Source organism: Yersinia sp. J1 (genome assembly GCF_050586585.1).
Taxonomy (GTDB): domain Bacteria; phylum Pseudomonadota; class Gammaproteobacteria; order Enterobacterales; family Enterobacteriaceae; genus Yersinia; species Yersinia entomophaga.
This window is the reverse complement of record NZ_JBOBDP010000001.1, coordinates 842,109-856,435: the sequence shown is the minus strand read 5'-3', so window position 1 is coordinate 856,435 and position 14,327 is coordinate 842,109. Positions and strand designations below refer to the sequence as shown.

Below are 14,327 nucleotides of genomic sequence, written 5' to 3'. Positions count from 1 at the left end.
CTATCGTTTTGATATCGTTTTGAGTTAGCTCACTAAGCAAAAGCCAGTCCGTTTTCACAGACTGGCTTTGGTATTGAAGAGGTTATCGCTAAATTTATCGCCGCTAAGCTTAGTGGTCGTTATCCGTTGGATGACAGACCGTCACCATCCTCATTACACTCCACTGGGCAGGTAAATCCATCCGGCTTGATTGCCAGCAAATCACATTTCAGATGGTCGATCACATGTTCGGTTGTATTACCGATAAAAGCGGCGGAAAGACCGGTTCGCCCCAATGTGCCCAGTACGACCACGCCAGCGCGTAGGTGCTCAGCCAGATCCGGAATCACTTCTTCCGGTAGACCTTTTTCCACATGGGTGTATTTCTCGTCCAAACCAAATTTTTGCCGCAACGCTTTCATGGCTATCAAATGCTGGCCGCGAATAGCATCGTTATATACGCTCGGATCAAAATCAGGCAGTTCAATGGCAATATTGATTGGCGTCACCGGATAGGCGCTAATGAGATGCACCGCCGTTTGGTTAACATGCTCGGCCAGCTCTTTGGTTTCTTGTACCAGTTTGAGGTTGAGCGGATCGTGAAGTGGATCTTCGCTGGACAGGTTAACCGCCACCAAAGCCGTACCGTCTTCAGGCCAAGGTTGATCTTTCACCATCCACACAGGGCAGGGGCATTTACGCAATAAGTGCCAATCTGTTGGGGTAAAAATAATAGATTCCAGCCGATCGTGCTGATGAGCCATTTTTAACAGCAAATCATGCTTCGCACTCAGGACTTCCTGAATTATGGCTTCATAGGGTCGGTTGTGCCAAACCACTTTAATATCAATGGGAATGCCCGCTTCAACGTAGAAACGACACTGTTCGGCAATCCAGGCTGCGCGTTGACTGATCACGCCTTTACGCATCGCCGTTCGTTCATCTGGCGAAAGCAGGGTGGTCATATCATAAGAAAGATCGTAGATAGCGAGGAAGGCTGTGATTTGCCCGCCGTTACGCTGCACCAGATAAACAGCTCGGCGCAATGCCGGTTGATCGTCCTGATTGGGGTCAATAGCCACCAGAATATTCTGATACTTTGCCATAGGGTCTCCTTACAACTGCGAATCACTATTAACAGTGTGTTACTTACAGAGTAAACCATGATGGAAAAACAGAACAGGGGGGATAGAGAGCCAGACCAATAAATATGCAAATTATTGATCTGGCATTAGGTCAGATTAGCACACCGGTTTTGGGTTACCCGCGAGCTGTGCCAGCGCTTCGGTATTTTCAATGGTAATGTATTTGCCTTTTACGCTGAGGATTCCACTTTTCTGGAAGCGGCCCAGCAAGCGGCTAATGGTTTCAACCGTTAGCCCCAGATAATTACCGATATCGCCACGCGTCATCGTCAGGCGGAACTCACGAGGTGAGAAACCACGTTGGGCAAAACGGCGCGACAGGTTATAGATAAAGGCGGCCAGACGCTCTTCCGCGTTTTTCTTCGATAGCAACAGAATCATATCCTGATCGCCTTTGATTTCACCGCTCATCAAACGCATCATCTGCTGACGCAGGTTAGGCATTTTGCCGGATAAATCATCCAGCGTATCGAACGGAATCTCACAGACCATCGAAGTTTCCAGCGCCTGAGCAAAACTCGGGTGTTGTAAATTGCTGATCGCATCGAAACCAACCAAATCACCAGCCAGATGGAAACCGGTAATTTGCTCATCGCCTTCTTCGGTAATGGTATAGCTCTTAATGGTCCCGGAACGAATAGCATACAAAGACTTCAGCTCATCGCCAGCTTTGAACAACGCCTGTCCTTTCTGAATAGGCTTTTTCCTTTCAATGATGTTGTCGAGCTGATCCAGCTCGTGCTCATTTAAGGTAAAAGGAATACAGAGTTGGCTGATGCTGCAATCCTGACAATGAATTGCGCAACCACCTGACTGGATACGTCGGATAACACGTTTTTCCGGGATCATGAGGGTATTCCCATTAATATTGATATTTGTCAATTTTAACATCTTTTAAGGCGTCTGATAAGAGTAACAATGCTTAGCGCGCTAAAAGATAACCTTCATGAGCCAATAACCAACGTTTCCGCTCTACGCCACCGGCGTAGCCGGTCAGCGAGCCGGACGCGCCGATGACGCGATGACAGGGCACCACAATGGAGACTGGGTTCAGGCCATTAGCCATGCCCACGGCGCGGGAAGCAGTAGGGCGACCAATTCGTTGAGCCAATTCGCCGTAGGATATGGTTTTCCCGCAGGGAATGTTGCGCAACTCTTGCCACACTTGCCGTTGAAACGCCGTCCCCGCAGTTTTTACCGGCAGGCCATCGATAATATCCAGCTCACCGGCAAAGTAACGCTGCATTTTCTCGGTTAAACCGCCAGGATTAATCTTTTCAGTCAGCGTAAAAGTATTTGGCCCATAGTGAGACGTCAGTAATTTCAGCAGTCTTTCATAGTGATCGACCCAATCAATGGCGCGCAGGTTATGTTCGCTATCGCCAATAATGACCAGTTCACCTGCTGGGGTGTCAGTACGGTCAATGTAAAAGGTTTCCATAAGGCTCCGTGGGGGTTATCTACTGGTTTTATCAACAGCAGTATGGCACGAAAAACCGGCGTTTTTGAATAGCCTCTGTCAGTTTTATGCCGCCAATCATTGACAATGCGAAGTGGTTCGCACTGATTAACTACAAAGCGTTAGTCTTTATCCTTCAAACTGATTATGCCAGGTTATCAGCCGTGACTGGGCATAGCCTTAAATAGCGACTAGGATGAGATTTTGCCTAATCTATCGGAGTCAGAAAGATGTCAGTTGACCGCCCGCAGCCCTTATTAACCGCTGAGGATTGCTCGCCGGCCGTGCTAGAACGCGCTTGTGCAGTCTCTCCTTTCATTTTCCTGGCTGACCATGCCGGGCAAACTATCCCCTCGCGATTAGGTGATTTAGGCCTACCGCCCGGCGAAATAGATCGACATATTGGCTGGGATATCGGCTCTTTACCCGTAGCTCAACGGCTCAGTGAGCTGCTGGACGCCACCTTAATCCATCAGCGTTATTCTCGCCTGGTCATCGACTGTAACCGTACTCCCGGTATCGCCAGTTCTATCCCTGAAATTTCCGAGCAAACCACGATTCCAGGCAATCAAAGTGTCACCCCCGCGCAGGCAGAAGCCCGCAGAACCGAAATTTTCCAGCCTTACCACGATCTTATTCGCCAAACGCTGGATCGACGCGCAGCCCAAGGGCAACCTAGCGTTATCATTTCTATGCATAGTTTTACGCCAACTTTTAAAGGTGTGGCCAGACCTTGGCAGATCGGTACGCTGTTTAACCGCAATCCGGAATGGGCTTTATTGCTGGTTGAATTATTACGTGCAGAAGGCGATTTACAGGTCGGGGTCAACGAACCTTATGCCATGACTGATGCGACGGATTACACCTTGCCGTTCCACGCTGAAAGGCGATATTTACCTTATGTAGGCATTGAGATTCGTCAGGATTTGATCACTCAATCCTTTGGACAACAGCAATGGGCAGAAAAATTGTCGCGTATTCTAACGCAACTGTGGCAACAATTTAGTGACCGTTGCTGATTGTGCGGCGAGTTGGTCGCGAATTAAGGAAGAGTCAATTGGGTGAAATCTGTCCAAAATAAACAACCGCCAACCAACAACGTGCTGGCGAGCGCTTGCCTGATGAGGCAATTGGCGCGAAATAGAACAAAAATAGCGCAATTAACGCTGTATAAATGAGCGATATTCAGATAATATCGTGGTACTGTTTATTTATACAGTATCACGCCGCATTGATATTTACTCACGTTCAATCAGGCTCAGTATCGTATTTGAAACCGTTCGTGAGAAGAGAGATCTTCCTAAATCTTATCTTGAGAGGCCGCTACGATGACATTTCGCATTATTGAAAAACAGCCGCAGCAAGTTGTCAGTATTCGGGTGATTGGCCCTTACGCCGAAACCATTCCTCTTGGTTTCAAACAGTTATCATCCTGGCAGCAGCAGCACCCGTTACCCTATGAATCCTGGCTAGCGCTTTATTGGGATAACCCTGAAACCACGCCACCCGCCGATCTGCGGGCTGATGTGGCTTTTTCTGTGGCCGATGATTTTGTCTTGCCCGCGCATGCCAGCAGTGGTGTGCTTTTACAAATAATACCTGGTGGGACTTATGCGGTTTATCGTGCGCGGGTGACCGATGGGGATTATGCCAAGGCATGGGGAGAGTTGTATAACCTGCATTTACCCGCCAGTGGCTACCTCCCGGCAGAAGGTGCGTGTTTTGAGGTCTATTTGAATGACGGAATGGCCGACGGTTATTTCGATATTGATATCTATCAGTCAGTGAGACCGATGGACACCGAGTAACTCGTACTCCGCGGAGTGAATACTTTCCTACTCGCTAAATTCTGCCCTTACTGGTTTAAATTTTTGATAAATATGGTGATGTTTCAGTGAGGCAGGGATGTCGGTAAATAGGGAACATGGGAAAGCATGCCAGAGCGGCAAAATGCCGCTTTCTGTTAGTAAAATTGAGCCGATGTTTTTTAAAGTAGTTTGATTAAAAATGAGGGTGAAATAATTAACATAAGCCGTCATAAAAACGTCATCCGGCTGCTCTAGTATCCAATGTAACCAATAAATACAAACTGTATTAGTGTGTTACAAAAGGAACTCTACCGATGTCAAAGCGCATTTCTACCGCTTCCCGAGTCGCATTATCAACGCTGTTGCTGTCTACCAGTTGCACATTACTGATGCCTAACGCCAGTGCCGCAGAAACGGGCTTATATGACCGTTCCGCGAAAGGCGACATCACTCAGTTCGGCGGAGCTCGTCGATTAGATAGTGACCAGACGCAGGCTTTACGCGACTCTTTATCGGATAAAACCGTAAAAAATGTCATTTTGCTGATTGGCGATGGAATGGGCGATTCTGAAATCACCTCGGCGCGTAACTATGCGGCGGGTGCCGGCGGTTTCTTCAAAGGCATTGATGCCTTGCCACTGACGGGTCAATACACGCATTACTCTTTAGACAAAAAGACGCAAAAACCGAATTATGTAACTGATTCCGCTGCGTCAGCCACCGCATGGTCAAGCGGCGTTAAAACTTATAACGGCGCGTTGGGTGTGGATTTTACAGGCAAAGATCACATCACCATTCTGGAACTGGCGAAAGCGGCAGGGAAAGCCACTGGCAACGTTTCTACCGCAGAGTTGCAAGATGCCACGCCTGCCGCTCAGTTTGCTCACGTTACCGGTCGCAAATGCTATGGCCCTGAAGAAACTAGCGAAAAATGCGCGACCAATGCGCTGGAAAACGGCGGAAGAGGTTCGATAACCGAGCAAATGATCCAAGCCCGGGCAGATATCACGCTAGGCGGCGGAGCAAAATCTTTTGAGCAACTGGCTAAGGCCGGCGAGTGGAAGGATAAATCCTTGCGCGACCAGGCTATTGCCCGCGGTTATCTGATTGTTGAGAGTCTGAATGATCTCAATGGGGTAACTCAGGCAAATCAGGATAAACCCGTTCTTGGCCTATTCTCGGCGGGTAATATGCCAGTGCGTTGGTTAGGCCCGAAGGCGTCATACCACGGTAATATCGATAAATCTCCAGTCACCTGCGAGGTGAATCCGGAACGCACTGCGGATATTCCAACGTTGGCCGCCATGACAGAAAAAGCCATAGAAGTGTTGAAAACCAATGAAAAAGGTTTCTTCCTACAGGTAGAAGGGGCGTCAATTGATAAACAGGATCATGCCGCGAACCCTTGTGGTCAGTTCGGTGAAACTGTTGATTTGGATGAAGCGGTACAAAAAGCGCTCGAGTTCGCAAAAGCCGACGGCAACACGCTGGTGATTGTGACCGCCGACCATGCTCATTCCAGCCAGATCGTCGAGGCCGATGCCAAGGCGCCGGGGTTGACGCAGGCATTAATGACCAAAGATGGCGCGGTGATGGCGATCAGTTATGGGAATTCCGAAGATGACTCTCAAGGTCATACCGGCACGCAGCTACGCATTGCTGCCTATGGCCCTCACGCGGCTAACGTCGTGGGTCTAACTGACCAAACCGACCTGTTCTTTACCATGCGTGATGCAATGGCGTTGAAGTAATGGCGTTGAAGTAATAATTGATTTTATTGGAAATAATATACTCCCCGTTTGCGTTGGCTGCGGGGATTTTTATCATTGACGCTCTGCCTATAGCGCGATGTCTATCGGGCAATAAGATGCCGGAGTTGTTTAATCATTTCTGTATGAAGCGCCTGATGAGCGATATCCCGCACGAGTATTACCTCAACGTTAACCCGTTCGGCTAACCAGTTGGTTGCAACCATACCCATTCGGTCTTTTTCACCACAAACGAGAGTGACACCCTGAGCGTCCATTTGCGCAACTTGTCGCAATATATCGTTGGTAATAAAAAATCCGGCGGCATGGTAATGAATTTCTAGCATGATGGCGGAATAAGTTCGCGGATTGAAAAATTCATCGGTTAACGTGATTGTCTGATGGAAATCCTGGTGCGCATTTGTCGCGATTTCATCGGTATTCACCCAAAGTTGAGCAATAGATCTCTTCTGACTGGCTAGCCCCGTGGCCAAAATCTGTAAACAGCGATAGTAGGTGGCCGATTTAGGTTGGTTTTCAGCAAAAATAAAAGGTTTTAGCCTATGCGTCTGGCAGATCTGCTGATGGAAATAAAACCAATGCAGCTCCTGCACAGTCGCAATAGGAATAAAAGGGCAACCGATTACCAGTTTCAAACCGCTCATGCCATAGCGAATTTTGTATAAAATGCCTAACCAACAGCCCCAGGAGAGACCTAAAATATTGGCGCGCGGCATTTTTAAAAAACATCGAAGCCTCTCAATATCTTCCACCAGATGGTTGATGGTATTGATTCTTCGCTCGCCGTAAGGAAGAGATTGGCCGCAACCTCGTTGATCAAAAATTAAAACGTCGCACAGTGACAAATCAAAAAATGCCGTATGAATAAGATGACTTTGCCCCGCAGGCCCTCCGTGGAGAACGATCCAAGGTTCGCCCTGCGGATTTCCATGCCGCTCCCAATATATGGAGTGCAGATCATCAACCGGGAAGAAACCTGAGCTACGCACTTGCGTCATGGGTATTTTCTCAACATATAAAACTGAAATATGTGGCACTGATCCAGTGAGCTGGCCGTATTCTTTATTACCTCAAATCCAAGCGCCGAGGCCAGGTCTGTGATGGGAACCAGTACGGGAGTATGACCAAAAACAAATGCTATCCCGCCGGGATTCAATAGGCCGATCAAATGATTAAAGGCGAGCGCCGCGCTACCTATTTGCATCACTTCATCATTCAGAAAGCGCAGAATAAGAATATCGCAGCGTTGCCGGGAAGACATGGCGTCGCCAACGGAAAAAGAAATAGGCCGTTCCTTATGTCTCTCACGAGCAAATTCGATCATCTGAGGAGAAATATCTGAACCAATATAATTAAACTCAGGAAGTTTATTAGCCAGAGATGCCAGAAAATCACCGGTAGAACAGGCGGGATCGTAAATAACACCCTGGGTTTTTAACACCTTAAGGCTGAGTTCTGTGTGCATCTGAAAATGGCGTTCTTCCCTAGCCATTCTCTCAGCAGAAAGGTGGTCAACTTGCCAAAATTTATCGCCAGAGGGAAGTGCGCCGTCAAAATCGCGAATAAAACAAAAATCAATTTCGCCCATAGGGTCGGTTAATAGGCTTTGGAAAAAACTAGAGCGCCGGCGAGAAGAGGGGGCAATATAACTGAACGTGACATGGTTTCCTTCCCGTCTGGCAGAATTGAACGGACCTAATAAATTAATATCGCTTAATACGCTGGGCCAGCTTTGTCGACCTAATTCATTTTCACATATAAATTTTCGCCCCAGCCAGGATTCCTCTTCCGCATGTGCCAGGAAATAACTCCCCATGCTAAGGTCAACCTCTTCGGTTAAGGTCACTATATTGCCTTCGGGAATATCCCCTATCTGTTTCTGGTGTTTAATATATTGATGTTCTCTGATTAACCACCTGACGGCAAAATCATCTTTAGATAGTTTTTTTTTCAAGAGACCTCCTTCCTCTTAACAGAGGTAAAACAATATTCCCGCTGGTAATAATATAAAAGCGTTCAAAGCTAGGAATTAAAACATTGGTTAGACACACCTGAGAAGTTTCATAGAGAATACTCTTCCCGATAACAAACCCTTGTTCAATTAAATCCTGTTCTATCTCGACAAGATCTTCGGCGGGGCGACTGTCTGCGTGGTCTGAAACTGGCAGGCGACACAGTAAGACTTCATTGGTGTTAAAAATATCCGCGGTTCGCATGCAAAAACAACGCTCTAATTTTTTGTATCTTAATAACCGCTGATGCAATACTTCGTTCTCTCGTTGAATCTCTTGGCTATGATTAAATACCGCATTGATTTGTACCAATTCACTTAACGCTCGCTGCAATGCGTGGTGCGGATGTAGCGATGTTCCGCAGCCTATTGGATATTTTATTAGTTTTGATTTTTCAGCTAACGCCAGATAAGTACGACATTTCAGTCCCTGAGTAATATCTAGTACTCGTATCCTTTGTTGAATTTCCTCTTCTGAATTTTGCCAGCTGCGTGCGACGTCTTCCGGTAAACTCTGCTTATCAATTTCATATATTGTACATGGGCTTCGGCTGTATAAACCCTGGATAAGAAACAAAGATAATGCATCCCTTTCTATACATTCATTTATGCCATGTAATAAAGCTTCGTTTCGGTTTGCGCCAATAGCAATGCCGCTATTGCTTCCATAGCGAGCGAGATAACGATAGTCAAAATTATCATCGGCAAGAGGTTTACGGGAATAATTGGGATCGCAAAGCGCTAATGGATAATAAAAATCTCCCGCGGTAGAGGCGAAGCGGCGCGTAGCCAGATGACTATCAGGTTGAGTACTAATCATATCCAGCACATCGTCACTAGCCAGTATTCCCGTACGCATCAGAGTCTTTGCAGGCTGTACTGTGGCTAGAGGAGAGGAAAAATCCTCAATATAATGCTCCAGTGCTTCAAATAATGCCCCAACAAAAGCATTGCCATAATCTCCTTTACCTACGCCCATCGTTTGATTGTTATTCTTTGGATGTTTTAACGTAACAACAATCGTCAGAATATTCTTTCCGTAAACTTCTTTACGCCACATCAAACCCAGATTATCAATTTCTTTGATAACGCGATCTTTTGCATCGGATAATGTGAAATCGCGCTCAATAGGACGCATAGGAATTCCTCCCTGGAATAGCAAGCAGTCATGTGGGGAATTTTCGGTTAAATGATACTATTAATGGAAAGGGAGTTATTTAAGCGCCGATGAGGCCACTATCGGCGCTTAATGTTTTTAGTCATTAAAATAAGAGACAAATAACTTAGTTGTCAGTATGTTAATGACTACTTATATTTACTCGTCATCCTTAAGAGCTTCGGTCTCAGAGTGAGTCAAATGAACTTCCTGAGGTGAATGGCTCTCTTCTGACGCATTTACTGGATTAGCATTAAACGAAACCATATATCCCATATTAACACTCCTTTGCAGTTTAAATAGACAAGCACTGATGTGCTCAAAATTCATACTATCTATATTTATCAAATAAAACGTGATCAAGATCACTATTTTAAATTAATTGTTAATTATTTAGTATTAAATAAATAATTATGTTGCTTATTTTTGCTTTAAAAACATTAAGTATATTAAATTTATTTAGTTCATAGGTAAATAGGCCAGCTTTCGTTATAAATACCTACATTTACTCGGTCATTACGTTATAAGATGAGGTGTTGCTGGGGAATAGAGGAATGAGAATAGAATAATGCAGGCAACCATACCGATTGCCTGATCTAATAAACAGTGATTATCTGACGCGAATATAATTGCCATCAGCGCTGACGTTATGACCAAATCCGCAGTCACCCGCAGTTTCTACAGTCACATCCGCATGAGTAAATTGCATATTAACTTTGCAGTCACCGGAATAATCAGTTTCTTTATCTGCTTTACTCTGGTCGTATTCTACCTTGCCATCAGCTGGAATACTGCTAACAAAAGAGAATTGCCCCATATTAGGGCCATAGTAGATGCCCATAATACCAAAATAGTAACCATTGTAATCTATGGTGAATTTATTACCTTTTGGCGTGACTTCAATGGAGTTCCAATTACCCAGTCCTGAATATTGCCAATATTCACCAGCATAAGTTGTCGGTTTAGGTAATGCGGCTATTTTATCAGCGATAAGCTTCAGGTTATATTGCGATTTTTTATCTTCTGGAGCAATCATTAACCAGGCTTTTGCTTTAAGCAGATCTCCCTGACGAATATAGGTTAGCGCCATATTGTTATAAGCCGTAGCTCGGGCGCCGCTATCTACTTTTACCTCGTCAGAGAAGTGGCAGGCTTCTGTCCAGGCAACCTGATTCATAAAATGCTTTTGCGCTGTAACGTAATCACCTTTTTGATAGGCGGTATTTCCTGCATTAGCGTAAGAAGGAATTTTTTTGCAGTCGGCAATCACGCGCCGATCGTCAATTTCAGCATGAACCTGCGCCGTAAAAAGTAAATTGAGTCCGATCAAAACGTAGGGAAGGTTTTTCCTCAATTTCGTCTTAGGTATCATGTCGTTCGGTTCCTTGTTCAAATGTTATTCTGCCACATTGCTGAGGGTGTAATAGAAAAGCTCCACCCTGATCCTGAATCGATGCCTCTACTTAAATCATGGGGCGGAGATTAGCATCCCGACGTATAAAACTGTGAATTATTGCCATCAGGATATGACCGCCAATGCAAAAGAGCAGCAGCCATGCTAGTGGCCCATGCATCATATCGATCCAAACGGTAATCCCTTTGATTTCAATCCCCGTGGCTGGCAACACAGGGATGCCCATGACAACCACGCCTTTGCCATCAGCATAACAGCGGAGAAGGGCCAAAAAGGGAATCACAAACATCAATAAATAAAGCGTAATATGCCCAACAATGGCGATCTTGTTCGCTTTATTTGGCCTCGAAAGCGGGTAACGGTGTCTATTAAACCCACGCCATAAAGCACGTATTATTACCAGGATAAATAGCAAAAAGCCTACGGTTGCGTGGGAACCCTGTTTATCCATCCACAAGGTAAATGCGGTGCGTCCGAAAGTATGCCAGACAATCACGCTGAAAAATTGCCATAAAAATAACAAAGCCATCAACCAATGAAGTGTCCGACTGATTAAACCAAAACGCGAGGGCGTATCAAGCCAGTTAATTCTGTTTGTCACCGTCATCCTTGTATTGCAACCAGTATGTTTGCAGGGCATTTATTCATTGAGATGAGATTTTTCCCATCAGAATAAAATATCCGTTAAAACAGAAAGTTAATTCCGAGAGATTAACCGAGATTCTTCTGTTTGAAAATAGCAATCATTCAGCATTTTATGTGTGATAGGGATACACTCAGGCTGTTCTGGCAACTGCTACCTACTTTTGAGCCACTTATATTGTTAGCGCCCTGGCATTATTCCTTACAAACAGCGTGCTCAAACTAGCGTCTGCTGGCATAATTGTTTTTCCCGCTATCGGGAGGCTTTATTATAAATTACTTATATTGATAATCTGCTGAGTTGATTTCACCTGTATTAACTCGGGGGGATTTCGGCTATCTGCAATGCGTACTTTATAAAAATAGAATTATTATTAAGAAATTGCCCTTAAGGGCAGCATAAAAATTATTATTTCAAGATAGGGGCTTATAAACCATCGTGACTAAGATAAAATCTGCCACAACTGGCTGGGTCATACTGTTAATGATTCTTTTGGCTTTGCTATCACTGCTGCCAAAAGAAACATCAATAGCCGTTGGTGCTGCACTATTATGCATTTTCTTCTTTTGGCATTATTTGAAAGCCGCAAAGCGTGTCTCTAAGCCGAAGCTCGAACTGGCAACTGAACCTTCGCCTTTGCTTTCCGATATACCTTCCGACGAGAGGGACATCTCGGCGACGCTCCCGCTGCAATCGGACGATGAGTTTTATATTTTCAGGCTGGCAGATGAGCTGAATAAACAAAATTATCAGGCTTCAGTGCTACCTCAAGGCTCACTATCGCGAGCCTCTTGGCTGCCTCCTGGGGAACTGGCCGTGGTGGCCGGAATTAATTTACCGGATGGCATGATCTACATCGGGAATAAATTGAAAAGTAATCGCAGTGGCGCAGAGCCTGCGTTTATTAACCCAACGCTGAAAGTGGCCGCCGATCATGTTGATATGTCTTTGCCGCTGACTGATGAACGTCCTAACTACTCCATGATATCGCCAGAGGCTCGCCGCGCTTATTTGCAATGGCTGGCAGAAGGGCGTCAGGCTCCTGAAGCTTATATTGGCTACGTTTTCCTGTTCTTCTATGGATTAGAACATCGCTTATTGATTGACGCAAACGTAGACGTTGCAGCCAAAAATGAGCAACCGGCGTTAAAAGCGGAAATTATCCGTTTACTCGGAATTTATGGCGAGCATCGTGAATTCGAACGTTGTGCACGTAACTTATTGGTTTATCTCACACCTCTCGATCCCACGGAAAAAACTTATCTTTCTTCGCCGCCGATTGGCAGCTACGGGACAGATTTACCATTAGGTTTACGAATCGGTTTAGGGCAGTTAGCCGTTGACCAGCATCCATTACCGGCGGATTGGGCCGTAGCCTGGGCATTATCTGATCCTAACTTGCCGCATAATATTGCCGCTACGCGCAATTTTGGCGTTTTCTCGCAGCTGTTCCAACAGCGATATAGACAGTATTTCCCGCAAGGTTTCATACTGCCTATGAATAAAACCAAACTACAGATTTGCTACCGTTCGGCTTCCGCAGGGCTGATGGATCAACAGTTTACCCGGCGTATTCATGATTTGCCTGATGTGGTCGTGGCTAAAGATAGCAGAGAGAAACTAAGGCTGATTCTGGAGGATTGTTACACCGAGTTAGCCGGTTACAGCCAGTTTATTGCGCTCAATCCCGATAAAATTAACGATCTGGAAGCTATTTTGCTACTGCCAATGACGCTGTGGCCAGAAGCGTTAAAGCAAGAATTGGACAATATCAAAGAGCGGGTGGGATACGGGTTACTGCTCATGACCTACAACGAACTATTTACCCGCTTAAATAGCCCCGGAGAGGTGACGCGTAATAAAGTCATGGCGTTAGTCCGAGCTATGGAGAAAATACAGCTTGGGGTCGAACCTGATATTTTATCCGATAATATTACTCCGTCGGCACAGGATACGATTGCACTGTTTCCTATCACGGTGCTAGCAACGGAATCAGAAACGCTCCCGGCTTATCGGGTAACGGTGGTAACGCTCGATCTGGCCTGCGCGGCGGTAATGGTAGACGGCGGGATTTCTGAGCCAGAATTAATGATGCTCAGCCAACATGTCGATGCCTGGGGGCATATCAGCCCCGGTCAACGTATGCGCTTAAAAGCGTATTTACAGCCGGGAATAAAGAAAACCAGCACCTTGGGCGCGTTACGTAAAAAAATGGAGCCGCTCAGTGTCACAACCCGACGGGCTATTGCCGCGTTTTTGGCCCACCTGGTTCAGGCCGATGGCAAAGTTACCCCGCAGGAAGTGAAATTTCTGGAGCGGGTTTATGTGCGGTTATCACTGGACAGTAAATTGGTCTATACCGACCTGCATCAATCACCGCCGGTTAGCGTGACTCAGACCACGGCTAAAATGATTAACGATAATGCCAGAGTGGCGCAATTGCAGCAGGAAAGTCGCGAACTGTATAAAGTGCTATCAACGATGTTTCCCGCTACTGTAGAACAAAAATCTAAGCCTATTCAGCCCATGGCCACCTGGGTAAAACCGGTGGAAATTTTTGGATTAGATGCCGATCATTCGGCGCTATTACGTTTATTAATTGGTCGGCTGCTGTGGTCCAGAGATGAACTTATCGATATTGCGGAAGATATGGCACTCCCATTGGATGAAGCCTTGTCTACGCTGAATGAAAAAACGCACTCGGTTTTCAATTTGCCATTAACCGAAGGCAATCGCCCAGTAAAAATCAACCGTACCATACTGCGCTCTTTAGCGGCGTAGCCGAGTAAATATCCGGTCAGAAAGCCGAATCAGGCTTTTATTGATCTGATATTTTGCACGATGTATGGCGTTGTAAGGTTGCTCATACAGACAAACTACCGGAGAATAGCCGGCTAAGATAAAATCAGGAACCCAAGTGGCGTATTAACCGCAGGAGTCGTA

12 protein-coding genes are annotated in these 14,327 nt (G+C 45.8%); 4 read left to right on the top strand and 8 right to left on the bottom strand.

Annotated features, from left to right (window positions below):
- Window positions 1-119: 119 nt before the first annotated feature.
- The 3 genes from uspE to ogt form a co-directional block, all read right to left on the bottom strand.
- A complete protein-coding gene (gene uspE / locus ACQ4OC_RS03640) occupies window positions 120-1,085 on the bottom strand; it encodes a universal stress protein UspE (RefSeq protein ID WP_064513808.1) in 966 nt (321 codons plus the stop codon).
- Between the two features lie 135 nt (window positions 1,086-1,220).
- Complete coding sequence (locus ACQ4OC_RS03635; RefSeq protein WP_064513806.1) at window positions 1,221-1,973, bottom strand: FNR family transcription factor; 753 nt, start codon at window positions 1,971-1,973, stop codon at window positions 1,221-1,223.
- Window positions 1,974-2,046: 73 nt separating this feature from the next.
- Window positions 2,047-2,565 carry a methylated-DNA--[protein]-cysteine S-methyltransferase gene (gene ogt, locus ACQ4OC_RS03630; RefSeq protein ID WP_064513804.1) on the bottom strand — a complete coding sequence of 173 codons (519 nt, stop codon included), beginning with the start codon at window positions 2,563-2,565 and terminating at the stop codon, window positions 2,047-2,049.
- Window positions 2,566-2,813: 248 nt separating this feature from the next.
- Here ogt and ACQ4OC_RS03625 point away from each other — a divergent pair, with 248 nt between their 5' ends.
- The 3 genes from ACQ4OC_RS03625 to phoA all read left to right on the top strand — a co-directional run bounded on the left by ACQ4OC_RS03625 (window position 2,814) and on the right by phoA (window position 6,142).
- Entirely contained in the window at window positions 2,814-3,602 is a 789-nt protein-coding gene (locus ACQ4OC_RS03625) for an N-formylglutamate amidohydrolase (RefSeq protein ID WP_120805510.1), read from the top strand.
- A 309-nt stretch (window positions 3,603-3,911) separates the two neighbouring features.
- Window positions 3,912-4,391, top strand: coding sequence for a DNA gyrase inhibitor SbmC (gene sbmC / locus ACQ4OC_RS03620; protein ID WP_120805508.1), 480 nt, complete (start codon window positions 3,912-3,914; stop codon window positions 4,389-4,391).
- A 314-nt stretch (window positions 4,392-4,705) separates the two neighbouring features.
- Window positions 4,706-6,142, top strand: a complete 1,437-nt coding sequence (gene phoA, locus ACQ4OC_RS03615; RefSeq protein WP_120805506.1) for an alkaline phosphatase — start codon at window positions 4,706-4,708, stop codon at window positions 6,140-6,142.
- Between the two features lie 101 nt (window positions 6,143-6,243).
- Here phoA and ACQ4OC_RS03610 read toward each other — a convergent pair whose 3' ends face one another.
- The 5 genes from ACQ4OC_RS03610 to ACQ4OC_RS03590 form a co-directional block, all read right to left on the bottom strand.
- Window positions 6,244-7,197: an alpha/beta fold hydrolase gene (locus tag ACQ4OC_RS03610; protein ID WP_430970937.1), complete on the bottom strand. Its 954-nt coding sequence runs from the start codon at window positions 7,195-7,197 to the stop codon at window positions 6,244-6,246.
- Window positions 7,155-8,114 carry a class I SAM-dependent methyltransferase gene (locus ACQ4OC_RS03605; protein ID WP_064513794.1) on the bottom strand — a complete coding sequence of 320 codons (960 nt, stop codon included), beginning with the start codon at window positions 8,112-8,114 and terminating at the stop codon, window positions 7,155-7,157. Before ACQ4OC_RS03605 ends, ACQ4OC_RS03610 begins: the two co-directional genes overlap by 43 nt.
- On the bottom strand, window positions 8,095-9,309 hold the full coding sequence (locus tag ACQ4OC_RS03600) for a YcaO-like family protein (RefSeq protein ID WP_430970936.1): 1,215 nt from the start codon (window positions 9,307-9,309) through the stop codon (window positions 8,095-8,097). The genes ACQ4OC_RS03605 and ACQ4OC_RS03600 overlap by 20 nt, the downstream gene beginning before the upstream one ends.
- 628 nt (window positions 9,310-9,937) lie before the next feature.
- The gene (locus tag ACQ4OC_RS03595) at window positions 9,938-10,720 is read right to left on the bottom strand and encodes a tetratricopeptide repeat protein (protein ID WP_430970935.1); all 783 of its coding nucleotides are present in this window, start codon (window positions 10,718-10,720) and stop codon (window positions 9,938-9,940) included.
- 70 nt (window positions 10,721-10,790) lie between these two features.
- On the bottom strand, window positions 10,791-11,348 hold the full coding sequence (locus ACQ4OC_RS03590; RefSeq protein WP_158513758.1) for a cytochrome b: 558 nt from the start codon (window positions 11,346-11,348) through the stop codon (window positions 10,791-10,793).
- 474 nt (window positions 11,349-11,822) lie between these two features.
- Here ACQ4OC_RS03590 and ACQ4OC_RS03585 point away from each other — a divergent pair, with 474 nt between their 5' ends.
- Window positions 11,823-14,165: a TerB N-terminal domain-containing protein gene (locus ACQ4OC_RS03585; RefSeq protein WP_120805500.1), complete on the top strand. Its 2,343-nt coding sequence runs from the start codon at window positions 11,823-11,825 to the stop codon at window positions 14,163-14,165.
- Window positions 14,166-14,327: the final 162 nt, after the last annotated feature.